This is a genomic window from Arenibacter lacus, assembly GCF_008711145.1.
Classification (GTDB): Bacteria; Bacteroidota; Bacteroidia; order Flavobacteriales; family Flavobacteriaceae; genus Arenibacter; species Arenibacter amylolyticus.
On the sequence record NZ_VVIN01000055.1, the window covers coordinates 1 to 25,070 of the forward strand.

Genomic DNA, 25,070 nt, shown 5'->3' on the forward strand with positions numbered 1-25,070 from the left:
TAAATACTGATCTAGCTGTTTCTTACTTCCAGCTTTAATAGGCTAGAAACGATAAAGTGAAACAATTAATGGGTCAGTTGATTTTGGGTATTTCATTGTAAATCAGTTAGATATTATTAAATGGTGTAGTTGCTATCTAACCCAAACCTATAAAAACAACTAAATCGGACTTTAAAGTCCGATATATGATTTTTATCATGTTATATGCTGAGAAGGCATCTTAATTTTGTCCTAAAATAAAGTTAAAACAAACGGATAAGTACCCCAATAGACATTTAGATTTAGAAGTCAACTTATCGCAACAGCAGTATTGCTAACCATTAAAAATAGAAATGAGATGAAATTAACTTTTAAGATTGCAGTAGTTCTTCTCGCAGCCATAACCTTGAGCTGTGGTGGTAAAGAAGAGAAAAAAAAGGACGGGTTTAGTGTAGATAGGGCTAAGGCCAAAACAGAAAAACCAGTAACACCAGAGGCTTCCAAGGTGAAGGCTTCCGAGACCGTAGACCTTACCAATAAAGGGGTAGGTCCCATAACTTCTGTTACCCTGGGGGCAGAAATAGATCAGGGGATGGCCCAAATGGGCAAGGAGGTTTATGATCAAATGTGCTTGGCCTGCCATAGGGTCGGTAAAAAGTTTATAGGTCCGGCCCCAGATGGTATCATGGAAAGACGTACTCCAGAATGGGTTATGAATATGATCTTAAACCCGGAAGGCATGGTAAAAGAAGACCCCTTAGCCAAAGCGCTTTTCATGGAGTTTAACGGATCACCCATGGCTAACCAAGGGCTAACCGAAGAACAAGCCAGGGCGGTGGTAGAGTATTTTAGAACCTTATAAGTAAACTAATCATAACTAAAAACTGGTCGCCATCACGAATAGAGACATGTGTACTTGACAGCCGCATAGCAAGTTAACCTACCAACGGTAGGAGAGCCGAGGTATAACCATCATAAAACAATAAACATCTATATATGAAACCAATTGTCAACTTTAAATTATGGGCTATAACATTTTTAATGCTGGGTCTTGTATCCGCTTGTAAAAATGGGGATAAGGCCTCCACTACGGAATCTTCCAATACTACGGAAACGGGAATAAAGGCAAAACAGGGCCAGGCTTTTATAGAGGATGATGGGTCTACGCCCAACGTGCTAAATATTGCTATAGGCTCATCGGACCATACCACCTTGGTGGCGGCCGTGCAGGCAGCAGAATTGGAAAATGTGTTGGTAAATGCCGGACCCCTCATGGTTTTTGCCCCTACCAATGATGCCTTTGATGCCTTGCCAGAAGGCACGGTAGAAGATCTGTTAAAACCGGAAAACAAGGAGACCTTGGCCAATATTTTAAAATACCACGTTACCCCAGGCAATTACAGCAAGGATTTTTTGAAAAAGTTTAAAAAACTTGGTCAGGCAAACAACCAAGACGTTGCTGTGGAAGTAAAAGGGGACGATGTGTTTGTTGGCGGTGCCAAAATAATAGCCAGTATCCCTGCAGGTAACGGAATTGTACATGTAGTGGATAAGGTACTATTACCTACTAAAGATTAATACTAAACAAGAATAATTAAATATTAAACCATTATGAGAAAATATAAATATCTATTTTTTGGACTGCTGGGAGTGTTTGCACTAATGACCGGCTGTAATAACCAAGGGAAAAGCGGAGCCAAAGGGGCTTTGGGATCCAGTGTCGCAGATAGGGTCTACGTTCCACCTGGGGAGTACGACGATTTCTATGCCTTCTTTTCTGGCGGATATACCGGTAACCTAACAGTTTACGGACTGCCTTCTGGAAGAATGTTCAAGGAAATTCCAGTTTTTTCACAGTTTCCCACCAACGGCTATGGCTATTCGGAAGAAACTAAGCCCATGCTGAACACTTCTTTTGGATTTGTGCCATGGGATGATTCCCACCACCCGGATATTTCCCAAACCAATGGGGAATTAGATGGGCGATGGATATTTATCAACGGTAACAATACCCCGAGGATTGCTAGAATTGACCTTACCACTTTTGAAACGGTAGAAATTATAGAAGTGCCTAACAGTGCAGGGAACCACAGTTCTTCCTTTATTACGGAAAACACAGAATATGTGGTAGCGGGTACAAGATTTTCGGTTCCTGTACCACAGCGAGATATGCCTATAAAGGATTATAAAGGAAACTTTAAAGGAGCTATATCCTTTATTAGTGTAGCCCCCGAAACGGGCCTAATGGATATTAAATTTCAATTGATGATGCCTGGGTTCAATTATGACCTCTCGCATCCCGGTAGAAATAAGTCGCACGGATGGTTCTTCTTTACCACCTATAATACCGAGGAAGCCAATACGTTAATGGAGGTGAATTCCTCTCAGAACGACAAGGATTTCATTGCGGCTGTAAACTGGAAGAAAATTGAAGAATATGTAAACAATGGTGGCGGTACCATGATGCCTGCTGAGTATGCCCATAACGTTTATGATGAACATACCCATACGGCTACTTCTACCATGAAGAAAGAGGTATTAACCGTAGATCCTACCAAAGTGCCTGGTGCGGTTTATTTCTTACCAACCCCAAAATCCCCTCACGGTTGTGATGTAGATCCCTCTGGAGAGTATATAATTGGGAATGGGAAATTGTCTGCAGATTTAACGGTGCATTCCTTCACCAATATGATAGATGCTATAGAGAACGAAAAATTTGATGGAGAGGCTTACGGAATCCCTATTCTAAAATTTGAGGAAGTGCTAGGAGGTGTAGTTACCCAAGCCGGACTAGGTCCCTTGCATACCGAATTTGATGGAAAAGGAAATGCCTATACCACCTTCTTTATATCCTCTGAGGTAGTGAAATGGAAGTTGGGCACCTGGGAAGTATTAGACAGACAGCCTTCTTATTACTCTGTAGGCCATGGAATGATTCCTGGTGGAAACTCACAAAAGCCTTTTGGAAAATATTATGTTTCCATGAACAAGATTACCAAGGATAGGTACCTACCCGTTGGACCAGAAATGGAGCACTCTGCACAATTGTACGATATATCTGGAGATAAGATGGAGTTGTTGTATGATTTCCCAACCCATGGGGAACCGCATTATGCAGCTGGTATCCCTGCAGAGAAATTGATTGCTAATAGCAGAAAAATCTATAAACTTTCTGAAAACAAGCATCCTTATGCAGCCTTAACTGCCAATGATACTAAATTGGTACGGGACGGAAAAGTGGTACATGTGTATATGTCTACCATCCGAAGCCACTTTACACCAGATAATATTGAGGGGATTAAAGTAGGGGATGAGGTGTATTTCCATATCACCAACCAGGAACAGGATTTTGACGTACCTCACGGCTTTGCTATGATAGGTGCTACCAATGCAGAGTTGTTAATTGCACCAGGGCAAACAAAGACCTTATTATGGGAGCCTAAAAAAGTAGGGGTATGGCCTTTCTACTGTACAGATTTCTGTTCTGCACTTCACCAAGAAATGCAAGGATATGTAAGGGTTTCCCCCGCAGATTCTGATTTGGAACTTAGTTGGTCCCTTGGAGATTAACCCCAAATAATAGGATAGATAAAAAGCGGGCGATGTTTACGGACTGCCCGCTTTTTTTAGAAAATCTAGAACGTACACCACCCAAAAAAAGACTAGCCATTATTAATGCAAAATGATATGAAAAAAGCAAGTGTATTTATGATCATCGGGCCACTGTTATTGTTGGGACTCTATGCTTTTCCCTTGTGGAATATTATGCTTGGAGCACCCCAATATCCAGAGCCGATGGGAATGAACATATATATCAATGGAATTAAAGGAGTGGAGGAATTTGACATCCAAAACATAGATGGCTTAAATCACTACATAGGGATGAAGACCATCCCTAAGCCAGAAGAGATGTGGGAGTTTAGTGTTTTTCCAATAGTAGTAGGGGCAATGGTATTCTTTGGGGTAATGATAGGCTTGCTGGGGTTTATGGAAAAAGTAAGCTATCGATGGTTTTTTGGTTGGTTTGTACTGATGGCTGTTTTAGGACTTTTAGGTATGTACGATTTTAATGCTTGGATGACCGATTATGGTACCGACCTCGATCCTCGAGCCATAATGAAACTTACCCATCCAGATGGGACGCCCATGACTTATAAACCACCCTTATTAGGGAATGAAAAAATGTTGAATTTCGATGTTACCTCATTGCCCAGTGCAGGAGGCTATCTAATGTTTCTAGGAATGCTGCTCACTTTGGTGGCAGGATACTTAGGGTATAAAAAAAGTAATAAAAAGTAAACCGATATGACTCTGATAAGGCGATCTCCTATAAAAATAAAAAACATGAACCAGTATTTATTTTCCCTATTCTTACTGCTATTGATTACTTCCTGTAGTATTAAGCCACAACCAATAGTCTATGGTACGGATGGCTGCCATTTTTGTAGGATGACCATTGTAGATAGGCAGCATGCGGCACAAATAGTAACGGATAAAGGGAAGGCGTATAAGTTTGATGCTACAGAGTGTATGCTAAATTATCTAATGGATATTAAAAGTAAGGATATCGCTCTTTTCCTAGTAAATGATTATTCCAACCCAGGTGCATTAATCAATGCCACCCAGGCCTATTATTTAATTAGTGAAGGGATACCGAGTCCCATGGGAGCATACTTAACCGCCTTTGGAACACAGGAAGGACAGGAAGAGGCTTGGATAACGCATAAGGGAGATAAGCTTAATTGGGAGCAGCTTAAATTTGTGTTTGGAGATTATAGCAATTCTGCTAGTAATATGGAGCGATAATCAATAGGTACACCTTCGCGTAGAAGGCAGGAGTACTTCAAACAGTTATAACAGCATATATGACATACAAGATTAACAATATAATAAGAGATCAAAAGCATCAGCAATTGCAAGTGCAAAAGCTGGTGAAAACGCCTTCGGTTGAAATATTGGGGGTAAGTTTAGAAAAAGGAGCTATTTTTCCCAAGCACACCTCCCCTACGGAGGCACAATTAATTGTCTTGGAAGGAAAAATCAACTTTCATATCGAGGACAAAAACTATGTATTGGGAAAACATCAACTTTTCAGCTTCCCGAAAGAGATAGTACATTGGGTTTCCGCAGAGGAAAACGCTAAATTCTTGATTGTACGATAATGGGGAAAAAGCAGTTGTTCTTTGTTATTATTATGCTTCTGATAGGCGTCAAAACCTGGGCTTCTACCATAACGGTATGTAAAACGTGTCCTATAAAGACCATTCAGGAGGGAATATCACAGGCGTCCGATTTTGATACCGTTTTAGTCAAAAATGGAACCTATAACGAATTTAATCTCAAAATAAACAAACCGTTGACCCTAATGGGAGAAGGCAATCCCATAATTGATGGAGGGGAGCAAGGGGAGATAATTCAGATAATGGCCAATAACGTTACTATTGACGGGTTCGTTATCAAGAATGTGGGCACTAGCTACACCTCAGACTATGCAGCCATACGAGTTATTGGGAGTGAGGATTTTTTAATCCAAAATGTGAAATTGGAAAAATTGTTTTTTGGCATTTATTTGGAAAAATCTAAAAATGGGATGGTACTCAATAACACCATTCAAGGGGATGCTAAAGATGAGTACAACTCAGGAAATGGAATACAGTTATGGTATTCCAAAAATATTGTGGTTGCCAATAATTCCATTCAGAATGTAAGGGATGGCATCTATTTGGAGTTTTCAGACTTTATAACCATAGAACATAATTATAGCGGTAATAATCTTAGGTACGGACTACATTTTATGTTTTCCAATGACGATGTATATAAAGGGAACACCTTTGAGAACAATGGGGCAGGGGTAGCGGTAATGTTTTCTAAAAGGATAGATATGCACGGCAATACCTTTAAAAAAAATTGGGGTACTGCCTCTTTTGGTTTGCTGTTAAAGGAAATAAACGATGCCGAAATATCTGGAAATACTTTTGAGGAGAATACCGTAGGGATTAGTATAGAGGGCTCTAACCGAATAGTCTATAGGAATAATGATTTTATTAGTAACGGTTGGGCCATAAAAGTACGCGGAGCCTGTTATGCCAATACCATTACCAATAATAATTTCCTTTACAATTCCTTTGACCTGGCCTATAACGGAAATCTACACGATAATGTTTTTGAGAAAAACTATTGGAGCGATTATACGGGGTACGACTTAGATAGGGATGGTTTTGGGGATGTGCCCTATAGGCCAGTGAAATTATTTTCCTATATCGTAAATCGGACTCCAGAGACTATAATTCTCTTAAGGAGCCTGTTTATGGATATCATAGATTTTTCCGAAAAAGTATCCCCGGTATTTACTCCGGATAATTTAGTAGATGCAAAACCATTAATGAAAAGAAATAAATGATACAGGTAGAAAACCTACATAAGAAATTTGGGAAAAATCCGGTCCTGACGGGATTGGACCTTAATATTCACGCAGGCAGCATTTTTGCGGTTCTAGGACCCAATGGGTCTGGAAAAACAACCTTGATTAAAACGGTGCTCGGGATGGTAATTCCGGATAAGGGGATTATTTCCGTGATGGACTCCCCCGTAAAAAATCAATGGAAATATCGTCAACAGATAAATTACTTGCCCCAAATTGCCAATTTCCCGGGCAACCTAAAGGTTTTGGAATTGATTGAGATGATTAAGGACATACGGCAAATGCCCAGTGACGAAGCACAGCTTATAGCCCGATTTGGATTGGAGCCATTTTTAGATAAGAAGCTGAGCAATTTATCGGGGGGTACCAAACAAAAGGTAAATATTGTACTGGCCTTTATGTTTAATTGTCCCTTGATTATCCTGGACGAACCTACCAATGGCTTGGATCCTCTGGCCCTCATAAGATTAAAAGAACTGATCTTTGAGGAAAAGGCAAAAGGGAAAACCTTCCTAATAACTTCCCATATCATGCAATTTGTAGAGGAAGTATCCGATGAGGTGGTCTATCTTTTAGAAGGGAAGATTTACTTTAAAGGGAGTATAAACGACTTAAAGGTGAAAACCAAACAGACTAATTTTGAACATGCCATTGCGGCCATATCAACCTACTAGCCAACATGATAAAAATATTAAAATATAGCTTTTACGATTTAATGCGAAGCCGTTGGAGCTACGTATATTTCCTTTTTTACCTCCTATTAGGTTTTGTTTTGTTGTTTCTTAACAACGAGCTATCCAAGGCCGTCATAACCTTAATGAACGTTATAATTGTGCTGGTACCCTTAATTGGGACAATTTTTGGGGTGATGTACTTTTATAACTCCAAGGAGTTTACGGAGTTGTTATTGGCCCAACCCATTAAACGATCCTCCATATTTTTTGGTCAATATCTTGGTGTAGCCGGTTCCCTTACCATGAGCTTGGTTTTGGGATTGGGGATCCCCTTTGCACTATATGGGCTTTTTGAAAGTAATGCCATTTGGGATTTCTCCCTATTGCTTATTACCGGCGCCTTTTTAACCATGATCTTTACGGCCTTGGCCTTTAATATTGCCCTGTCTAACGAGAATAAGATAAAAGGATTTGGGTACGCGGTATTGTCATGGTTGTTTTTGGCAGTGATCTACGATGGACTTTTCCTAATGTCCTTGATTGTTTTTGAACAATATCCCTTGGATAACTTTTCCTTGATGGCAACGATGTTTAACCCCATAGACCTATCCAGGACGCTTATTCTCTTAAAACTGGACATCTCTGCCCTTTTGGGATATACAGGAGCTATCTTTAAGCAATTTTTCGGTACTAATCTGGGGGTCGTAATATCGCTGATTATGCTAAGCTTATGGACCTTGATTCCGGTTTGGCGCTTGGGATATAAATCCAAGAGAAAAGATTTTTAAGTGTCGTTATTGTGCTTTTATAAATATCTTTAATTAATAATTGAGGCAATTTCCTATCACAATTGATTTCCATTAAAGCACATATCAACGGGTCCCTAGGCTATTTTTTATTGGCCGCCTTATTGGGGGTGCTGTTGCGTACCTATGTTGTTTCCCCAATACCCATCCCTATCAATTACCGGTATATTGTACATACACATTCCCATATCGCTTTGCTGGGATGGGTTTATATTGGATTAACTTCCCTTTTATTCCATATCTATCTAAGCAACCGGAATCTGGATAGGAGGTATAAAAGGATTTTCTGGTTCACCCAATTGTCTTTGGTGGGGATGCTGTTAAGTTTTCCTTTTCAGGGATACGCGCTGTTTTCCATTATTTTCTCGACGCTGTTTTTAGTGGCCTCCTATTGGTTTACCGGATTTTTTATTAAAAATGTGCCTTCATATATTAAAAAGACCCATTCCTATCGCTGCATTGTTGTAGCCCTGTGGTTTATGGTTGGCTCCAGTGTAGGCCCCTGGGCTTTAGGCCCTATTATGACCCTATTGGGACCCGAATCCATTTGGTATAAATTGGCCATCTATTTCTATCTGCATTTTCAATATAATGGATGGATGATTTTAGCCCTGATCGGTTTATGCCTCTATATTTTGGAAAAACACGGAATTACTATAACCCAAAAGACATTTACGGCATTTTTATGGACGGTGGTTAGTGGGATGGTGTTGAGCGTTTTTCTTTCTGCCCTCTGGATAGAACCAAGTTGGATTCTATATTTTATGGGAGGTGTAGGGGCTATTTTGCAACTTCTGGCTTTGTGGCTATTGATTCAATTTTGTTATACGAATAGAAGTATCCTTTATTCAATATTCACCAAAAGTCAATTTAGGGTGTTATTGGTAATAACCCTTCTCTTGGGAGTTAAAATGATATTACAATTGCTAAGTACCTTGCCTTATTTTGCAAACTTGGCAGCCACCATCCTAGACTTTACTATAGGCTATTTACACTGGACGTTTCTGGGAGTAATCAGTATGGGGCTATTTTTTGTGTTGGAGTATTTTAGGTTGATTAAACTCACCAAGTTATCTTTTGCCATTTACCTGATGGGCTTTGTCTTTACGGAGACCCTCATCTTTTACAAGGGAGTGGTAGCATGGATGAGATGGCCCTTATGGGATGGATATTTAACTTATTTGGCGGTGGGAAGTGGTTTAATTCCCCTAGCGATACTGCTAATGTTGTGGCAATCTAACAAGTACAAGAAAAAGCCTATTGTTAAGCAGATCTAAGGGGAGGGTAGTCCTTTTAAACCCTACTTCTATGCTGATAAATGTGTAAAAACAGCATGGTAGACATTTTGCGGGCCCTATTTTTAGCCACCCAAGCCAGTTCTCCTTCAAAAAGCTCATCTATGGTCTCAAACCATTCGTTTAACCAAAGTCCAAAATGTTCCTGCGTTATGCTATGGTTCATTTTGTCATCTACCTTTTGATGAGCTACAATGGGGTTGCCCATATATTTTCGCTTCAGTAATAGGTGGCCCTCCCAAAAATCGGTGAGCAATTCCAAGTGACTGTCCCAATCCGTAATAATACTATTAAAAATAGGACCTAGGGTTTCATGTCGTCTAATTTTATTGTAAAAGCTGACTACTAGTAGGTTAACATCTTTCCTTTCTTTAATCTCTCTTTTTGTTGTCATGCGTTGTGTTGTTGTATTCTCTTGTCTGCTTCAAATATACAGGGGATCTTCCGAGTGAGGAAATTGTAAACCTAATCCCATTAAATCCATGCCCTTTATTCTAGTCCTGCAAATGCTCACTTACCCTTTTTATTACAAGTTTGTCTAGTGCAGCGTTTAGTGGAATTTGGCATGCTAACCGACTTGCCTTGGTGGAGTCTTCCAATTTGGAAAGTGTGTGCTTTTCCTCTTCTCCCATAGGTTCATGGAGGGTTCCTTTTAATACTTTAATATGGCAGGTGCCGCACCAAGCCCTTCCTTTACAATCGCCCCACTCCTCCATATACTTATCAAATAACAACTCCATGAGGCTGTGATATTCATGGGTTGTGAAATTGGCGGTACATTGGTCTCCAAATTCGTCAAAATAGGTTAGGGAGTACATAGAGGGAGTTGTTTTATGATGGGGCAAAGGTCTTGTATTTCTATAAGGCCACCTAAATAATATTTAAGGCAATGGTGACAATGCTAAATAGTACGCTAATGATTAGTAGGTTAAAAGTTGTTTTCGCTTTTAAATGAGCCAACACAGCTGCGTTGTAAGCCATACAGAGAATGGTAACCATTAAAACGATGAAAAACCTTATGGCGATGGGCATTTCGTTTTTAAGGGCTAGCATTACTGCAACCGATCCCAGGCAACTTTGACCAATGATGGCGATGGTTGAATATCCTGTTTGCCCCTTTTTAAATTCGGTAAGTAATTCGTTGTAAATTTTCATAAGATTCATATTAGTTGTTTTCTATTTCCAAAAAACATCCGAGGTATTCTCGGTAAACTTGGTGTCTGGGTGTAGCTTAGCAATAGTATCCAATTGGGATGTGGTTGCTATTTGTTGAATTTCGTTGAAAAGGATTCGCTCCTCAAACCTGATATGTGCCTGTAGTTCCTCCTCAATAAGTAGAATGGTTCTCTTTAGATCTACGGAAGTGTTGAATAGCCGCTCTAACCTTCTGTGCTGGGAAATTGCCTTTTTTACCAGCTCGTGCTCATTGCCCAATATGGGGAAAATGTATTCTTCCTCCGCTTCAAAATGAGGCATTAGATGGGTGGAGAAGAACCAGTTTAAATAGGTTTTTATCCGCTCCACGGAAACACCTTTGGAAAAGCCTGTTCTTATTTTCCAAGACAGCAATAATCCTTGGTGGTGTTCCCTGCTTAAAGGCTGCATTGCCTTATGTCTTTTAATAGGTTTTGCTTTTTCCATGTGATGTTTTTTAGATGCGGACTAGGTTCTTTAGGTTGTTTGACTCTACTTCCAGTTTATTGGGGTTCTTCTAAAATGTGCTGTAACACTACTGCTTGGTTATGTACTGTATCCTTGGCACCGTATAGAAGGGTAAGGGGAGCCTTTTCTGCTTTTTCTCGCAATTCCCTCAGTACATCCTCCTTTCCCTTAAGTTCGCTTCTGTATTTTTCGGAAAATTCCTCAAACTTATCAGGGTCGTGGTTAAACCATTTCCTCAGGGAATCCGAGGGTGCTAGGGGACGTATCCAATCATCCAATTGTGCGTCTTTCTTACTAACTCCCCTGGGCCAGATCCGATCTACTAGAATACGTTGCCCATCGTTCTCCGATGGCGCATCGTAAATTCGTTTTATTCGTATTTTTTTCATTTCGTTTTAATCCCTTGTATCTCTGGGTTGGGGGAAATAACATTCGCTTTCGGGTGGCTACACCTTAGTACAAACTTTAACCAGACATAGAAGCAAGTACCTTGTGGTAATCATTAAGTAGGGGGAGCTAACTATGGACTGTTGCGGCACGGTCTTAGAACTTAACGGATTGTCGTCCAATAATTTTCTGACCGTGCCACATACCATCAATGTGCTAGACTAAATAGAATGTTATTAGCTACAATTTAATCAATTAATTCCTTTTCTAAGATTTCAGCTTTGGGAAAAAGCAGGTTATTCTCCAAATGGATATGTTGGTGCAAGTCTTCTTCAAACTCCTGAAGCAGTGAAAAAGTCACCCTATAGGTGTTGCATGCGTCGGCCGGCGGCGTATAGTTGTCACTTAATTTTTCTATCACCCTAAACCTCTCTCCTTCGTTTTCGTGTTCTTGCATCATCATTTGAATGGGGTTTTTAATAGTGCCAACAGGTATTGGATCTAGCGCAGTCCCGGTTTGCTTTGCTCGTACCATTTTACGGATTGCAGGGAATACTATTAGCTCCTCTTTTTTCATATGCTTGGTCAATTCCCCGGCACTGGTATTAAAATGTTGGGTTATCTCCAATAATTCTGGATGGCGTTCTCCATGCACCCTACAAAGTTTGGATAAATATTGCTTTAAAATGGGGATTTGCGTTTCCACATACCGGTGGTGTTTTTTCTCAATATAATCGGCAAGAAGGTCTAGGGGCCAGGCAGTAAAATCTATTTGGTCCCCATGGGTCTGTTGTTGTACCGATTGTAATTCCTTTAAGAGAAGATTGGCGTCCAGCTTGTTTTTCTCGGCCACCTCCAATACACTTCTGTTTCCCTTGCAACAGAAATCTATTTTATGGCTTTTAAATACCTGAGCCGTCTTATAATTGTCGGCTACTATTTCTCCAATGGGTTTGCTCATTAAATTCTCCATATTATATATAGTTAAAGTTTATTTCAGATGTTGTAGTCATTATGGCAACTGCTTTAAAGTCTTGTAATACACTCAGGCGGTACTCCACAAAAGCAGGGACCAATAGCGTATCACCCTTTTTCAAAAAATGCTTCTTATGTGGGGTGTTTAGGAGTACTTCTCCTTCCTGTACTACTATCACTGCCTCCTTGGTGTTGTGGTGGGCAGGCATATCCATCCCGGCCAAGGCATTTATTTGCATTATTTTTAAAGACTTACCCACCGTTTTATGGGTGAATTCAGGGATGTTCAATACTTCCATGGCATTTGGTTTTAACGTTAGTTCCCCAATTTTTTAATTCGTGCTTTGTCCACAACGTTGGGAAAAATTTACGCTGTTGATATTTTGGGTGTAGATACTTTTTCCATTCCGATCCTCCCGTGGCAGCTTTATTTTCGCCTTTGCTATTTAGATAATGCTCTGCCGTATGCAGGTGAACCAACGGCCATTCCACATTATATAGGTGATCAAATCTTCGGAGTTTATGTTTTAGTGGGTCCGGTAAGTGGGGGAGGGCTTTAATTTTATCCTCCAAAGTATTACCCCTAAGGGTAAGTGCCGTATCTGTGAGTTTTTGGAGGTATTTTTCCTCAAACAATTGTAATGTCAATGATTTTTCACCTGTTTTTCGATCTATTCCTGCATCTTTCCAATAAATATGTTCGAAACATTCCATAAAGTCAGCCTTTGTAGAAAGTTGGTTGGTATAGGATTTACTTACCAAATTTAATAGGGAGGTACAATGGAGTTCTATCAGCCTAAACTGTGCGCATTGAAACCCGCTTGCTGGGGTAAGGGTATATCTAAAGGAATTGTAGTCCTCGTAGTCCATCCCAGTTCTCATAATGTCGAAAGAATTTATTAAGAGGGAGGTATATTTTATGAGTCGGTCTAATTTAATTTCCAGATAATTAGCGCTAGGCTCTTTTTCCAATACTATTTGTTCCAGCTCATGAAGCATCATTTTTAAAAAAAGTTCTGCTATCTGATGGTACATGATAAATACGGATTCGTCCTTAAAATGGGTCCTTGGCTTTTGAAGGGAAAGTAGGGTGTCTACCTCTATATAGTCCCAATAAGTAATGGGTTTGGCATGTAATAATCCTTTTAAATAGGTTTCAGGGTTTTCTCCCAACTCCCTATACTTTTCTACTATTTTATTCAGGGTGTGGTCCATAGCTAACTACTAAATTCGGTTTGCTGATTTAAATACTTGTAAGGAGTCATTTCATCTTCTTTATATAGATATTAATACCTTTTTGTCCTTTATTATTTGTTGCCAATATAGCAATCAACATTATATCTTTAATAATTTATCGTTTCAACAAGGTTAACCCTATATCCAGTCCGGAGGCTAACTCATAAACAGTGGTGTTTTGTAGCATTTGGGTAAGGTTTTCTCGGATCACAACAAATTTTTCATGCACCGGACAGGGGTGATTGGCATCGCATTGTTTTAATCCCAATCCGCAACCGTGAAAGATTTGATCGCCATCTATGGCGTGCACAATTTCGTATAGTGTAATGGTATCCATTTTGGTCCTATCCATCTCAAAACCTCCGGTTGGACCCTTGTGTGAATCTACCATACCGCTTCTGGCCAAGGACTGTAATATCTTAGCGGTAAAAGCTATGGGACTATCTATTTCCGAAGCAATTTCCTTAAGGCTTACACGCTGCTGGTGCAAGGATTTTTGAGCAATAAATAGAGTTGCCTTTATACCGTATTCACACGCTTTGGAAAACATACTGAAGAATTTAAGATTGGTACAAATATAGATGAAAATTCTATTTCGGACAAAAATATCCTAATTAAAATATATCTTTCTAAAATGGGGGTAGGTGTTAATTAGTACGCTCAAGTAAAACCCCTTATATAACTACTGAAACCAATTCACCCTCGGGTTAAGAGAATAGCTTGGCAGGGGTAAGCGTATTTCAATTCATTTTATAAGTAAGCTTTAAATAGAGGGAAGGGTGAAATAGTAAGACTTTTTTCTAGTCAACAAGGTATAGATGGCGTGTAGATAATCTTTTATAAGGGATCTGTTAATCATTTTTTTGAATTCTGGGCAATAATTGCGATTAGCTGATACTTGTCAGCTTTTTAAATAGGGTAATTCTTATAACTTTGCAAATTATTGTCAGAGGGCTGTCTTTAGCGTTTATAAACAGGCCTTTCTTTTGTACATGAATACATGAAACAAGTCGTATTATTTGTCACTGTGCTTATGCTTATCAAGCCGTTCTGGCCGTTGGCAGAATACATGGTGAACTACGACTATATTGTAGAGAATTTATGTGAAAATAGAGCTCGACCCGCCTTAAACTGTGATGGAAAATGTTATTTATCCAAGCAACTGGCAAAGGAGTCGGAAAGTGAGGATAAAAATCCATTCGACGGTAAGCGCTTGCTTACCGATATTCAGTTTTTTAATGATAAAGACTTAGGAATAAGTAATTGTAGTTTAAATGTTAGTATCCGCTCGTTGGAGAACAACTTTAAACCGAATGACACCTTAATTTCTAGATTATTTACCTCAGATATTGTGCAGCCTCCAGAGCTGGGATAATTCAATTTATTGCTTGGAACACTGTTGGATTTGCAATCCTATGGTGTGCCAAGGTCTAACAAATTGTTTTATCTAAATACCGATACATGATTATTTTAAAATGTGTCCATAAGGTATGTACTATACCTATGGCATGGTGCCAACCTACCATTAAACGGTTAACCCAGTGGCTTGTCATTTTATGGATGGCAACTAGTACTGGGCAAGAATTGGTGTTACCCCAAGATTCTATTTTAACGGTAAACTTGGATGAAGTTATCTTGATTTCTACACGCAGAACCAACAATTATCAGCGTCGGAACAAGCCGCTTGCAACCTTGGATGAATACTTGGAATCTTCTAAAAAGGTCCAAATGATAAAAAGGGGCGCCTACGCTTGGGAACCTAGCCTGAACAGCATGTCTTCTGAGCGACTTTCCATAACTATAGATGGCATGAAGATATTTGGTGCCTGTACGGATAAGATGGACCCCATCACCTCCTATGTGGAGGTATCCAATTTGGGGAAGGCTTCCGTGTCTTCCGGTCAGCAGGGAGCTAAACACGGAACTACTATTGGGGGAGCCATAGACCTAGAATTGAAAAAAAGCAATTTTAGGGATACCGGAATCCGCGGACAATTAGAAACTGGATTCGAAAGCAATAATGAAATGAACGTTTGGGCGGCCAAGTTAGATTTTTCTAATTCCAAGTTTTACATGGACACCAATGTAAGCTATCGGAAAGCTGGTAATTACCGTGCTGGTGGGGGAGAGGAGGTCGCTTTTTCGCAGTTCGAAAAATACAACCTAGCTATCAATTCCGGTTTTAAGATTGCCGAGAATCAGGCGCTCACCGCAAGCCTAATTTTTGATGAAGCTAGGGATGTTGGGTATCCTGCATTGCCTATGGATGTTTCTTTGGCACAAGGGATTATTACTTCTTTGGGTTTTCAGCAAGATTCCCTAAGGGGCAATTGGAGCAATTGGAACTCCAAATTATATTTTAATACCATTACCCATGTGATGGACGATACCAAGCGTCCCAATGTGCCCATTCATATGGATATGCCCGGATGGAGCGAGACCTATGGATTTTTTTCGGAAGCGGAACTGGATCACAAAAAACATAGCCTTTTCTTTAAACTGGATGGCTACTATAACAAGTCTCTGGCAGAGATGACCATGTACCCCAATGATCCAAATGAGTTGCCTATGTTTATGCTTACTTGGCCAGATGTACGCACGGGGAATGCAGGATTTTATCTGGAGGATGAAGTGGATCTTAAGGGGAGTATGCTAAAATTAGCTACCCGAATGGCGGTGCAGAATCAACTGGTGGCGGATGAATTTGGCCTGAACAGTTTAAGGATATTTTATCCGGAAATGCACCAATCCAAAACGAGGTTCCTTAAAAGTATTTCTGGACAGTGGCATAAAATGTGGAAGCCATGGCAGCTGCATGTAGGACTATCTTATGGCGATAGGGCCCCATCGGTTTCCGAGGGGTTTGGGTTTTATTTATATAATAGTTTTGATAACCACGATTATATAGGGGATCCGGAATTGGCCAATGAAAAATCTATGGAAATCAATGCAAAGCTCGTTTGGGAAAAATCCAAGTTTAAAGTAAGTGCTGAAGCCAATTACTTCCAAACCCCGGATTATATCATTGGAGTAGTAGATCCTTCCCTGAGTGTTATGACTATTGGTGCAGAAGGGGTAAAAGTTTATAGGAATCTAGAGCATGCCAATCTCTTCAACACCTCTTTACAGTTAGAATATGCTCCTTTTCCTCAAATTAAGTGGAACGGGCTAGTAACCTATCACCGTGGGGTAGATTACAAGGGTGAGAATTTGCCTTTTATGAGTCCTATATCCTATCGGACCAACCTTAGTTACCGCAAGGGCGCTGTAACGGGTGCCATAAGTATAAACGGGGCAGGTAAACAACAACATTACAACCCCCACTACGGAGAGGATAAAACCCAAGCATATACAATATTCTCGCTTTCTTTAGGGAAGTCGTTTGACTTCAATAATGATTTATTGGTTGCAAAAATGGGGGTGGAAAATATTTTCGACGAACGATATTTCACCTTTTCAGATTGGAAAAACATCCCTAGAATGGGACGTAATTTCCATGTAACCCTATCATACACCATCAATTAATAACAATAAAAAAACACACAAATATGAAAGTTATAAAATTAATATTGACCTCTTTAATTCTAAGTATCGGTTTGGTATCATGCACTTCAGACAGCGAAGATGCTGTATTGGAGGTAGATCCCATGGCGTCCTATCAGCTTAACGCAACTATGGAAGGGAACGGACATATCATAGAGCTGTATTCGGATAACGAAAATTTTATTACTGGCTATAACCAAATAATGGTTCGTATTAAGGACCAGGCCACGGGAACTTATTTTTCCGATCCTAAAATATCATGGATACCCATGATGCATATGAAGGGGATGGCGCATTCCAGCCCTACATCCGCTTTGGTCCTAAATGGTGACAACAATACCATTGCTAGGGGGTATGTAGTTTTCCAAATGCCGGGGAATGCGGAGGAATTCTGGGAGTTCACCTTTAACTATGAGTTAGCTGGGAGCGAATTTGAAATTACTAAAACCATAGACGTGCTAGCTCCTAAGGATAAAAGGCAACGGGTTGCTACTTTTATGGGGGCCGATGAGAACAAATATGTACTGGCAATGGTAGCACCCCAAACCCCTAAAGTTGCAGTAAACGATTTTAAAGCGCTGTTGTTTAAAATGGAGAACACGACCTCTTTCTCCATAGTGGAGGATTATAAGGTGGTGCTGGATCCGCGGATGCCCAGTATGGGGAATCATGGTTCGCCCAATAATGAGGACCTGATGTATGATTCGGCTACCAAAAGCTACCTCGGAAAGCTGTCCCTGACCATGACCGGGTATTGGAAAATAAATATGGTCCTTTTCAATGAAGGTGATGAGCCGATAAAGGGAGAGGTAATAACGGATGAGCAAGAAGCCAGTAGCTTGTATTTTGAGGTGGAGTTTTAAGTGGGGCCCCGAAGGGAGGAGAAGGAAAAATGAATCCCATAAAACAAAAGAGGCTGCCCTATTAGGACAGCCTCTTTTTTATAAATAAATGGATGCTTAAAACTTGTATCTCACAAAAGCTTCCATAGCGGCATAATGCGCTAATCCCAATTCGTCATACTTCGTGGCAGTTTCACTGTTTCTATCCTCTGCTCGTTGCCAGAATTCTCTGGAATCCGAACCTTGGAAAACAACGCCATCTTTTTGAGACTGGTGTTTAAAGATACCGTATCGCTTCGCAAGAACCTGACTTGGGCTCATTGGTACCGCCATTTCTATATCCTCAATATCCCACTCTTGCCATGCACCTCTGTACAACCAAACCCAACAGTCGTCCATAAAGGATTCTGGTTTTAATCGTTTTAGAGACTCAAAGATAATGTCTAAACAAACCTTGTGGGTTCCGTGTGGATCTGCTAAATCTCCAGCTGCATAGATTTGATGTGGCTGAATCTCCCTAATTAAATCCATGGTGATTTTAACATCGTCTTCTCCCCATGGGTTTTTCTCAATCGTTCCCGTTTCATAGAAGGGAAGGTTGTTAAAGTGAATACGCTCATCGGGAAGACCAACGTAATGACAGGTTGCCTTGGCCTCACTTCTACGGATCATCCCTTTGATCTCCCTTACCTCTGGGATATCTATTTCACTGGTCTTTTTGTTTTGAATAAACTTGTTCGCTTTTTCGTAAATATCTTGGGACTTGTTGTCCTCTAGACCGAAAGTACGATTGTAATCTACCACAAAATTGGAGAACCTTAAGGCTTCATCATCGGCTACCGCAATATTACCAGAGGTTTGGTAGGCTACGTGTACCTCATGCCCTTGGTCGTGTAATCTCATAAAGGTTCCTCCCATACTGATGATATCGTCATCGGGGTGGGGACTGAATATAAGCACACGTTTTTTAGCTGGATTGGCGCGTTCTGGCCTGTTAGTGTCGTCTGCATTTGGTTTACCGCCTGGCCAACCTGTAATGGTATGCTGTAATTTATTAAAGATTCGGATATTGATATCGTATGCATCCCCTACCTCTGTTAATAGGTCGCTCATTCCGTTTTCAATATAATCTGCCTCGGTCAACATAAGCACTGGTTTCCCTAGTTTAGTAGCTAAACCAACCACTGCCTTTTTAATCAACTTGGCATCCCAATTAACTTTCTCAACAATCCAAGGAGAATTTACCCTAGTTAGTAGAGAAGAAGCTCCCTTGTCTGTAACAAAGACGCTATTGGGGTGATCTTGTAGGTAGGAGGCAGGTACCTGCTTGGTAATGGGGCCTTCCACCGCCTTATTAATAATATTTGCTTTTCCTTCTCCCCAAGCCAATAGAACCACTTTCTTGGCCTGCATAATTTGCTTAATACCAATGGTGATCGCAGTCTTTGGCGTATTGTACAAGCCTTGGAAATCCTTGCTTGCAGCAACTCTGGTAATATGATCTAAAGTTACCAAACGGGTTTTGGAGTTGGGTAAGGATCCCGATTCGTTAAAACCGATATGTCCATTTCCACCAATTCCTAAGATCTGGTAGTCTATACCTCCCAATGCATCAATCTTGGCTTCAAATTTCTTACAGTAATCGGCGATATCTTCCTTGGAAAGGGTTCCGTCTGGGATATGACAGTTTGCTGGGTCAATATCCACTTGGTCAAACAAAAGAGTTTTCATAAAACGCACATAACTCTGTATGGCGTCTGGCTCCATCGGATAGTATTCGTCCAGGTTAAAAGTAATAACATTCTTAAAGCTTAAGTTCTCTTCCTTGTGCAAGCGCACCAACTCCGCATATAATCTTTTCGGTGAAGAACCCGTAGCAAGTCCAAGAACGCACATTTCGTTGGCATCCTGCTTTTCCCTGATCAGTGCTGCAATATCTGCGGCTACTGCCTTGGAGGCAATTTCTGAGGATTCAAAGATTACCGTGTTTACATTTTCAAACCGTTTCTCAAAACTGGTTGCCTTGTCGATTTTACTCTTAATCATTTATAATACGATTTTTTATTCGTTATTGTTTAATCTATAAAAGTACGGTAAACAATTGAAATGCTTAAATTATGGCGCCTGTTTTTGCCCGAAACAGTAGATAAATAAGGAATTAGCATTATTTGGTTAGGGTTCTAACTAATTTTGCACTTTATACACCTTAAAATTGCTCTAATTAGCCTGTAAAATACCCTGGTTGTACCTGGGGTAGAACTATATTTTTAGATCAATAGTCGCATTCCATGATCAGCAGCGATATCTTGGTCACTCAGTTAGGTTATCTATTGGGTATACTTCAATAATTAGCACCTAAGAAGGCGATGGCGAATCAATTTTTAAAGGAAGAATTGCTTTAAAAGCGACTTTTTTTATCCGTTATTTTTGACTTATCTTGGCACTGTCTACTCAAAAGTAATGAACATAGGGGAGTAAAATCCGCCTATTTTAATGGATTTATGGAATTAACATTGGAGCAAACTTGGAGATGGTACGGGCCTAAGGATCCTGTTTCCTTAATGGATATTAAACAAGCGGGAGCTACTGGAGTGGTAAGCGCCCTTCATCATATTCCCAATGGGGAAGTGTGGGCTAGGGAAGAGATTCTGGCCAGAAAGGAAATGATTGAAAAGGCGGGACTACGTTGGTCCGTGGTAGAAAGTGTCCCCGTACACGAGGATATAAAGACACAACGGGGCGATTATATGCAATATGTAGAGCACTACCAGACCACCATTGCCAACTTAGCGAGTTGCGGTATAGATACCATTTGCTATAACTTTATGCCGGTGTTGGATTGGACAAGGACCGATCTGGATTATGAGCTAGAAGATGGCTCCACTGCTTTGCGATTTGAAAAAATGGCCTTTGCTGCCTTCGAGCTTTTTCTATTGCAACGGCCAGGGGCAGAAGCAGCGTATTCTGAGACGGAGCAGAAGGCCGCAAAAACTTATTTAGATAGCCTTACGGATGCGGATAAAAAGACCCTGGTCCAGAATATCATAGCGGGACTCCCTGGCGCGGAAGAAGGATATACCCTAAAGGAGTTCAATCAAATATTAGCTACTTATAAGGCTATTGGTCCCAAAGAATTAAAACAGCATTTAATTGAATTTCTGCAGCACATAATCCCTGTTGCCGAAGAAAAAGGGGTGCGGATGTGTATACATCCAGACGATCCTCCGTATCCTATTCTGGGATTACCTAGGGTAGTGAGTACAGAACAAGATGTTGTGGAACTGTTTAAGGCGGTAGATAGCCCCAGTAACGGACTCACCTTTTGCACCGGGTCTTTTGGAGTACGGGAAGACAATGACTTGGTGGGGATGGTAGAACGCTTGGGAGATCGCATACATTTTATGCACCTAAGGAGTACCGAACGGGATGCGGATGGCAATTTTCATGAAGCCGACCACCTAAGAGGGGATGTGGATATGTTTGGAGTGCTAAAAGCCCTAATTGCCGAACAACAAAAACGCAAAGCCGCCGGAAGAAAGGATATACGAATGCCATTTCGCCCAGATCACGGACATAAGATGTTAGACGATCTTAGAAAAGAAACCAACCCGGGGTATTCGGCCATAGGCCGACTAAGGGGACTGGCAGAGCTCCGTGGGCTGGAAATGGGGATTAGACGGTCTGCCGCCCCTAATTAAAAAGGCGGTACCAAGCATGGAAATTGGCAGGGCAGCTACGGGAGTCTATAGGGGCCTTACCTCTTTAATGAGGCCCATAGTGTTCCTTACGGTCTCTTCCAATCCCTTATAATCCTTTTGTTCTAGTACGGTTTTACTAATTAAATGGGAGCCCATGCCCACGCAAGTGGCCCCTGCTTGGAACCAGGCCTTAAGGTTAGACGCTTCCAAGGTAACACCACCGGTGGGCATTACACTAGTCCAAGGTTGTGGTCCCTTAATGGCCTTTATAAAATCGGGTCCGAAATTGGCTCCAGGAAAGAGTTTTATAATTTCACAGCCCATTTCTTCTGCTTTGTTTATTTCCGCCAAGGACCCACAGCCGGGACTCCATAATACTTTTCTACGGTTACAAGCAATAGCGATATCTTCCCTTAAGGAAGGGGTAACAATAAAATTGGCTCCCATTTGCATATAAAGGGAGGCGGCAGCGGCATCCGTAATAGAGCCTACGCCCATGGCCAATCCTGGAAGTTCTTGAATGACAAATTTGTTGAGTTCTGCAAAAACCTCATGGGCAAAATCGCCCCTCGCCGTAAATTCAATCAATCTGGCACCTCCCTTATAACAGGCTTTTAGCACCTCTTTGCCTAAGGCAATATCAGGGTGGTAAAATAAGGGGACAAGTCCCGTTTCGTTCATTAAGGAGGCAATTTCTATTCTGGAAAATTGTGACATGCTGGTTATATTAGGTAGTTATCGGCTTACTATTCCGGAGGTGTTCCCCCCGGCCAATGTTGTAATTTCTTCTAGGGTTGCCAAATTAAAGTCGCCCGAAATTGTATGCTTTAAGCAACAGGCGGCAGTGGCAAATTCAATGGCTAGTTGTTTTTCCTGTGGATTTTTTATCAAACTATAAATCAATCCGCCCATAAAGGCATCGCCACTTCCTACTCGGTCTATTACCGGGTTTACCTCCTGGGTTGCTGCTCTATAGATGGCTTTCCCATCATAAAGGAGTCCGCCAATTTTTTGATGAGAGGCGCTAATGGAGTAGCGTAGGGTGGTAGCCGCCCATTTTAGGTTGGGAAAGCTTGTAAATAGTTGGTCGTAGAGCTTCGGTAAAGAGGAGGTGTCTTTATAGTTGGGTTGTTTTTTTTCTTGTCCCGTCATAAAAAAGGCGGTGTCCAAGTCGCCAAGGATAACATGACTGTATTGTAAAAGTTGAGGCATTATATCCTTGGGTTCCTTCCCGTATTTCCACAGTTTAGATCGGTAATTTAAATCAGTAGAAATGGTAAGTCCCATTTTATGGGCCACCTGTACGGCTTCCAAGCAAACGGCTGCAGCATTACTGGAGATAGCGGGAGTTACTCCGCTCCAATGAAACCACTGGGCATCGCCAAATACGGCCTTCCAGTCTATATGCCCTTTTTCTATTTGGGAAATGGCACTATGTTCCCTATCGTAGATCACCTTGCTGCCACGGGAACCTGCTCCAGTTTCCAAGAAATAAAGCCCTAATCGGTCGCCACCAAAGGCAATATGGTCTGTTCCTACCCTGTGTTTTCTAATTTCCTGTAGGGCAGTATCCCCAAGTTCGTTTTGGGGCAAGCGAGTAACGAATTGGGTCGCCAACCCAAAATTGGCCAAGGAAACGGCCACATTAAATTCGCCCCCACCATAGTTGGCGTGAAAATTGGTCGACTGTGAAAATCGTAAATGTCTTTCTGTGGATAAGCGTAGGAGTATTTCCCCAAAGGTGACTACTTTCTTCATTGCAAATTAGTATAAGTCATAAAAATACTAAGGTAAACCCTTATATTAAAAGAAACCTAGACTTTTATTTATTACAACAAATTAGGTGGTAAATGTAAAAGAACTGAAGGTGATTCAGTGGAATTATAAATGCATCGCCCCGTGTAAAAGTCATTAGGACTACATATACCTCTTAATTTAATAGATACTATTCATCGGATTACAATCGGCCAGTTAATGCCAAATCCTATACCTTTTATTTATTAAGAATTCTATTTTTAGATGACCTCCAATGGTAACGCTTCGCTTCTTAATACAGCCGTTCTTCGGAAGCATTAAAGTGGTATCTTTATTACAAGAAAGGTATGGGGCCAGGAGAGGAGGTAAAACTCCACTTATATAGTTGGGGTAGTGGTATAACAGCCTTTCAACCCCCAGGCACCATAATATCGGTGATTGTGGAGAGATGTTTGAAAATTTGAGGTGTAGCCCTCATATTGGAAATCGCATAGTTCTAGCTATATATGGTATAGACTGGGGCAAGCACTAAAGTCGTGCAAAGTCGAATCCTTGTTCGCAGGGGTCTAAAAACTGAAAAATGAATTTGCGGAAAGAAATCCACCGTCTGTGTGGTACATAATTCAAAAACCTGTATTTTGTCGAGCATAAGCGAATTATCTAAATTTTATTGCCACCAATTAATATGATTACAACCAAACAGCTAATGAGAGTCACTATAAATAATTTAATGTTACCTATGGCTTTTGTATTCTTTTCCTGCTCTAATGGGAAAGGTCAGAACAAAGACCATAAGTATACCAATGACCTAATTCATGAAACGAGTCCTTACCTTTTACAACACGCCCATAATCCGGTAAACTGGAAACCTTGGAGTCCCGCTGCTTTGGAGGAGGCAGAAAAGGAAGATAAATTGGTATTGGTGAGTGTGGGGTACTCCTCCTGTCATTGGTGTCATGTAATGGAAGAGGAAACTTTTGCAGATGAAGAGGTAGCCAAAATAATGAACGAAAATTTTATCAATATAAAGGTAGATAGGGAAGAGCGTCCCGATGTAGACCATGTATATATGACTGCCCTGCAATTGATGAAAGGCAACGGAGGGTGGCCATTAAATGTAATTACCCTTCCCAATGGGAAGCCTATTTATGGCGGAACATACCATACCAAAGAGCAGTGGAGTAAGGTGCTTACTGAAATCAGTAAATTGTACAAAGAAGATCCGGAGAAAGCCAATGAGTATGCCAATATGGTAGCCAAGGGTATTCAGGAGGTGAATCTAATATCGCCTAGTTCGGACTTAGGGGTCTTAACCCAGGATGTGTTAAAGGAGGGCGTAACGAATTGGAAGCCTAATTGGGACCAACGATGGGGCGGCAATAAAGGGAATCAGAAATTTATGACCCCTGTAAACTTAGATTTCCTTTTGGATTATTCCGTTTTGGCCGAAGATCCCGATGCGGAGGCTTTTGTAGAGCTTACTTTGGATAAGATGGCAATGGGCGGCGTGTATGATCAATTGGCAGGAGGATTTTATAGGTATAGCACCGATTCTAAATGGAAAATTCCCCATTTTGAGAAAATGCTGTATGATAATGCCCAATTGTTGAGCCTTTATTCCAAAGGCTACAAGGTGTTCAAGGATCCCTTGTTTAAAAATACGGTTCAGGAAACCATTGCTTTTTTAGACCGTGAGATGAAGAGTCCGGAAGGAGGGTATTATGCCGCAATTGATGCCGATAGTGAGGGTGAAGAAGGGAAGTTCTATATATGGACGGAAGAGGAGTTAAAAGCTGT

General features: G+C 40.9%; 27 protein-coding genes. 15 read left to right on the forward strand and 12 right to left on the reverse strand.

Going from position 1 to position 25,070, the window contains the following annotated elements; translation table 11 throughout:
• Nucleotides 1–337: 337 nt before the first annotated feature.
• The 10 genes from F1E73_RS13620 to F1E73_RS13665 all read left to right on the forward strand — a co-directional run bounded on the left by F1E73_RS13620 (nt 338) and on the right by F1E73_RS13665 (nt 9,157).
• On the forward strand, nt 338–841 hold the full coding sequence (locus F1E73_RS13620) for a c-type cytochrome (protein ID WP_150452219.1): 504 nt from the start codon (nt 338–340) through the stop codon (nt 839–841).
• Between the two features lie 134 nt (nt 842–975).
• Complete coding sequence (locus F1E73_RS13625) at nt 976–1,557, forward strand: fasciclin domain-containing protein (RefSeq protein ID WP_086477567.1); 582 nt, start codon at nt 976–978, stop codon at nt 1,555–1,557.
• 33 nt (nt 1,558–1,590) lie between these two features.
• Entirely contained in the window at nt 1,591–3,549 is a 1,959-nt protein-coding gene (gene nosZ / locus F1E73_RS13630) for a Sec-dependent nitrous-oxide reductase (protein WP_086477568.1), read from the forward strand.
• A gap of 117 nt (nt 3,550–3,666) precedes the next feature.
• Nucleotides 3,667–4,278, forward strand: coding sequence for a hypothetical protein (locus F1E73_RS13635; RefSeq protein ID WP_086477592.1), 612 nt, complete (start codon nt 3,667–3,669; stop codon nt 4,276–4,278).
• Nucleotides 4,279–4,323: 45 nt separating this feature from the next.
• Nucleotides 4,324–4,785, forward strand: coding sequence for a nitrous oxide reductase accessory protein NosL (locus F1E73_RS13640; RefSeq protein WP_150452220.1), 462 nt, complete (start codon nt 4,324–4,326; stop codon nt 4,783–4,785).
• Between the two features lie 59 nt (nt 4,786–4,844).
• A complete protein-coding gene (locus F1E73_RS13645; RefSeq protein ID WP_086477570.1) occupies nt 4,845–5,141 on the forward strand; it encodes a cupin domain-containing protein in 297 nt (98 codons plus the stop codon).
• Nucleotides 5,141–6,379 carry a nitrous oxide reductase family maturation protein NosD gene (locus tag F1E73_RS13650; protein ID WP_150452221.1) on the forward strand — a complete coding sequence of 413 codons (1,239 nt, stop codon included), beginning with the start codon at nt 5,141–5,143 and terminating at the stop codon, nt 6,377–6,379. Before F1E73_RS13645 ends, F1E73_RS13650 begins: the two co-directional genes overlap by 1 nt.
• Entirely contained in the window at nt 6,376–7,074 is a 699-nt protein-coding gene (locus F1E73_RS13655) for an ABC transporter ATP-binding protein (protein WP_086477572.1), read from the forward strand. Before F1E73_RS13650 ends, F1E73_RS13655 begins: the two co-directional genes overlap by 4 nt.
• Nucleotides 7,075–7,079: 5 nt before the next feature.
• Nucleotides 7,080–7,862 (forward strand): ABC transporter permease, encoded by a 783-nt coding sequence (locus F1E73_RS13660; RefSeq protein WP_150452222.1) that lies wholly within the window; start codon nt 7,080–7,082, stop codon nt 7,860–7,862.
• 62 nt (nt 7,863–7,924) lie between these two features.
• Nucleotides 7,925–9,157, forward strand: a complete 1,233-nt coding sequence (locus tag F1E73_RS13665; protein ID WP_150452223.1) for a hypothetical protein — start codon at nt 7,925–7,927, stop codon at nt 9,155–9,157.
• A gap of 16 nt (nt 9,158–9,173) precedes the next feature.
• Here F1E73_RS13665 and F1E73_RS13670 read toward each other — a convergent pair whose 3' ends face one another.
• From F1E73_RS13670 to F1E73_RS13710, 9 genes are all read right to left on the reverse strand, one after another.
• Nucleotides 9,174–9,569: a group III truncated hemoglobin gene (locus F1E73_RS13670; protein ID WP_086477575.1), complete on the reverse strand. Its 396-nt coding sequence runs from the start codon at nt 9,567–9,569 to the stop codon at nt 9,174–9,176.
• A 100-nt stretch (nt 9,570–9,669) separates the two neighbouring features.
• A complete protein-coding gene (locus F1E73_RS13675; RefSeq protein ID WP_086477576.1) occupies nt 9,670–9,993 on the reverse strand; it encodes a 2Fe-2S iron-sulfur cluster-binding protein in 324 nt (107 codons plus the stop codon).
• Between the two features lie 52 nt (nt 9,994–10,045).
• Nucleotides 10,046–10,330 carry a hypothetical protein gene (locus tag F1E73_RS13680; protein ID WP_086477577.1) on the reverse strand — a complete coding sequence of 95 codons (285 nt, stop codon included), beginning with the start codon at nt 10,328–10,330 and terminating at the stop codon, nt 10,046–10,048.
• A gap of 21 nt (nt 10,331–10,351) precedes the next feature.
• Entirely contained in the window at nt 10,352–10,816 is a 465-nt protein-coding gene (locus tag F1E73_RS13685) for a hemerythrin domain-containing protein (protein WP_086477578.1), read from the reverse strand.
• Between the two features lie 56 nt (nt 10,817–10,872).
• Nucleotides 10,873–11,226: a DUF488 domain-containing protein gene (locus tag F1E73_RS13690; protein WP_086477579.1), complete on the reverse strand. Its 354-nt coding sequence runs from the start codon at nt 11,224–11,226 to the stop codon at nt 10,873–10,875.
• A 245-nt stretch (nt 11,227–11,471) separates the two neighbouring features.
• Nucleotides 11,472–12,197, reverse strand: a complete 726-nt coding sequence (gene ric / locus F1E73_RS13695; protein WP_150452224.1) for an iron-sulfur cluster repair di-iron protein — start codon at nt 12,195–12,197, stop codon at nt 11,472–11,474.
• Nucleotide 12,198: 1 nt separating this feature from the next.
• Nucleotides 12,199–12,498, reverse strand: coding sequence for a cupin domain-containing protein (locus F1E73_RS13700; protein ID WP_150452225.1), 300 nt, complete (start codon nt 12,496–12,498; stop codon nt 12,199–12,201).
• The gene (locus F1E73_RS13705; RefSeq protein ID WP_150452226.1) at nt 12,476–13,414 is read right to left on the reverse strand and encodes a tryptophan 2,3-dioxygenase family protein; all 939 of its coding nucleotides are present in this window, start codon (nt 13,412–13,414) and stop codon (nt 12,476–12,478) included. The genes F1E73_RS13700 and F1E73_RS13705 overlap by 23 nt, the downstream gene beginning before the upstream one ends.
• Nucleotides 13,415–13,550: 136 nt before the next feature.
• On the reverse strand, nt 13,551–13,985 hold the full coding sequence (locus tag F1E73_RS13710) for an RrF2 family transcriptional regulator (protein WP_086477583.1): 435 nt from the start codon (nt 13,983–13,985) through the stop codon (nt 13,551–13,553).
• Between the two features lie 450 nt (nt 13,986–14,435).
• Here F1E73_RS13710 and F1E73_RS13715 point away from each other — a divergent pair, with 450 nt between their 5' ends.
• The 3 genes from F1E73_RS13715 (at nt 14,436) to F1E73_RS13725 (ending at nt 17,841) form a co-directional block, all read left to right on the forward strand.
• Nucleotides 14,436–14,810, forward strand: coding sequence for a hypothetical protein (locus F1E73_RS13715; protein WP_150452227.1), 375 nt, complete (start codon nt 14,436–14,438; stop codon nt 14,808–14,810).
• 86 nt (nt 14,811–14,896) lie between these two features.
• Nucleotides 14,897–16,960 (forward strand): TonB-dependent receptor, encoded by a 2,064-nt coding sequence (locus tag F1E73_RS13720; RefSeq protein ID WP_150452228.1) that lies wholly within the window; start codon nt 14,897–14,899, stop codon nt 16,958–16,960.
• A 23-nt stretch (nt 16,961–16,983) separates the two neighbouring features.
• Nucleotides 16,984–17,841, forward strand: a complete 858-nt coding sequence (locus F1E73_RS13725) for a hypothetical protein (protein ID WP_150452229.1) — start codon at nt 16,984–16,986, stop codon at nt 17,839–17,841.
• 96 nt (nt 17,842–17,937) lie between these two features.
• On the opposite strand, the gene nagB is transcribed toward F1E73_RS13725, so the two are convergent.
• On the reverse strand, nt 17,938–19,866 hold the full coding sequence (gene nagB / locus F1E73_RS13730; protein ID WP_150452230.1) for a glucosamine-6-phosphate deaminase: 1,929 nt from the start codon (nt 19,864–19,866) through the stop codon (nt 17,938–17,940).
• 467 nt (nt 19,867–20,333) lie between these two features.
• Here nagB and uxuA point away from each other — a divergent pair, with 467 nt between their 5' ends.
• Nucleotides 20,334–21,518 carry a mannonate dehydratase gene (gene uxuA / locus F1E73_RS13735; protein WP_223883436.1) on the forward strand — a complete coding sequence of 395 codons (1,185 nt, stop codon included), beginning with the start codon at nt 20,334–20,336 and terminating at the stop codon, nt 21,516–21,518.
• 45 nt (nt 21,519–21,563) lie between these two features.
• Here uxuA and F1E73_RS13740 read toward each other — a convergent pair whose 3' ends face one another.
• Complete coding sequence (locus F1E73_RS13740) at nt 21,564–22,235, reverse strand: bifunctional 4-hydroxy-2-oxoglutarate aldolase/2-dehydro-3-deoxy-phosphogluconate aldolase (RefSeq protein WP_086477586.1); 672 nt, start codon at nt 22,233–22,235, stop codon at nt 21,564–21,566.
• A gap of 18 nt (nt 22,236–22,253) precedes the next feature.
• Entirely contained in the window at nt 22,254–23,276 is a 1,023-nt protein-coding gene (locus tag F1E73_RS13745) for a sugar kinase (RefSeq protein ID WP_150452232.1), read from the reverse strand.
• Nucleotides 23,277–24,012: 736 nt separating this feature from the next.
• Here F1E73_RS13745 and F1E73_RS13750 point away from each other — a divergent pair.
• Nucleotides 24,013–25,070, forward strand: a 1,058-nt coding sequence (locus F1E73_RS13750) for a thioredoxin domain-containing protein (protein ID WP_223883435.1), incomplete at its 3' end; no start/stop codon positions are given.

What these genes read in the sequence shown, in the direction of transcription:
- F1E73_RS13655 (WP_086477572.1), top strand. Translation starts at nt 6,376, where the DNA reads ATGATACAGGTAGAAAACCTACATAAGAAATTTGGGAAAAATCCGGTC.
- F1E73_RS13645 (WP_086477570.1), top strand. Translation starts at nt 4,845, where the DNA reads ATGACATACAAGATTAACAATATAATAAGAGATCAAAAGCATCAGCAA.
- F1E73_RS13745 (WP_150452232.1), bottom strand. Translation starts at nt 23,276, where the DNA reads ATGAAGAAAGTAGTCACCTTTGGGGAAATACTCCTACGCTTATCCACA.
- F1E73_RS13635 (WP_086477592.1), top strand. Translation starts at nt 3,667, where the DNA reads ATGAAAAAAGCAAGTGTATTTATGATCATCGGGCCACTGTTATTGTTG.
- F1E73_RS13720 (WP_150452228.1), top strand. Translation starts at nt 14,897, where the DNA reads ATGATTATTTTAAAATGTGTCCATAAGGTATGTACTATACCTATGGCA.
- F1E73_RS13710 (WP_086477583.1), bottom strand. Translation starts at nt 13,985, where the DNA reads ATGTTTTCCAAAGCGTGTGAATACGGTATAAAGGCAACTCTATTTATT.
- F1E73_RS13660 (WP_150452222.1), top strand. Translation starts at nt 7,080, where the DNA reads ATGATAAAAATATTAAAATATAGCTTTTACGATTTAATGCGAAGCCGT.
- nagB (WP_150452230.1), bottom strand. Translation starts at nt 19,866, where the DNA reads ATGATTAAGAGTAAAATCGACAAGGCAACCAGTTTTGAGAAACGGTTT.
- nosZ (WP_086477568.1), top strand. Translation starts at nt 1,591, where the DNA reads ATGAGAAAATATAAATATCTATTTTTTGGACTGCTGGGAGTGTTTGCA.
- F1E73_RS13705 (WP_150452226.1), bottom strand. Translation starts at nt 13,414, where the DNA reads ATGGACCACACCCTGAATAAAATAGTAGAAAAGTATAGGGAGTTGGGA.
- ric (WP_150452224.1), bottom strand. Translation starts at nt 12,197, where the DNA reads ATGGAGAATTTAATGAGCAAACCCATTGGAGAAATAGTAGCCGACAAT.
- F1E73_RS13650 (WP_150452221.1), top strand. Translation starts at nt 5,141, where the DNA reads ATGGGGAAAAAGCAGTTGTTCTTTGTTATTATTATGCTTCTGATAGGC.
- F1E73_RS13680 (WP_086477577.1), bottom strand. Translation starts at nt 10,330, where the DNA reads ATGAAAATTTACAACGAATTACTTACCGAATTTAAAAAGGGGCAAACA.
- F1E73_RS13700 (WP_150452225.1), bottom strand. Translation starts at nt 12,498, where the DNA reads ATGGAAGTATTGAACATCCCTGAATTCACCCATAAAACGGTGGGTAAG.
- F1E73_RS13640 (WP_150452220.1), top strand. Translation starts at nt 4,324, where the DNA reads ATGAACCAGTATTTATTTTCCCTATTCTTACTGCTATTGATTACTTCC.
- F1E73_RS13690 (WP_086477579.1), bottom strand. Translation starts at nt 11,226, where the DNA reads ATGAAAAAAATACGAATAAAACGAATTTACGATGCGCCATCGGAGAAC.
- F1E73_RS13670 (WP_086477575.1), bottom strand. Translation starts at nt 9,569, where the DNA reads ATGACAACAAAAAGAGAGATTAAAGAAAGGAAAGATGTTAACCTACTA.
- F1E73_RS13740 (WP_086477586.1), bottom strand. Translation starts at nt 22,235, where the DNA reads ATGTCACAATTTTCCAGAATAGAAATTGCCTCCTTAATGAACGAAACG.
- F1E73_RS13675 (WP_086477576.1), bottom strand. Translation starts at nt 9,993, where the DNA reads ATGTACTCCCTAACCTATTTTGACGAATTTGGAGACCAATGTACCGCC.
- F1E73_RS13620 (WP_150452219.1), top strand. Translation starts at nt 338, where the DNA reads ATGAAATTAACTTTTAAGATTGCAGTAGTTCTTCTCGCAGCCATAACC.
- F1E73_RS13715 (WP_150452227.1), top strand. Translation starts at nt 14,436, where the DNA reads ATGAAACAAGTCGTATTATTTGTCACTGTGCTTATGCTTATCAAGCCG.
- F1E73_RS13725 (WP_150452229.1), top strand. Translation starts at nt 16,984, where the DNA reads ATGAAAGTTATAAAATTAATATTGACCTCTTTAATTCTAAGTATCGGT.
- F1E73_RS13625 (WP_086477567.1), top strand. Translation starts at nt 976, where the DNA reads ATGAAACCAATTGTCAACTTTAAATTATGGGCTATAACATTTTTAATG.
- F1E73_RS13685 (WP_086477578.1), bottom strand. Translation starts at nt 10,816, where the DNA reads ATGGAAAAAGCAAAACCTATTAAAAGACATAAGGCAATGCAGCCTTTA.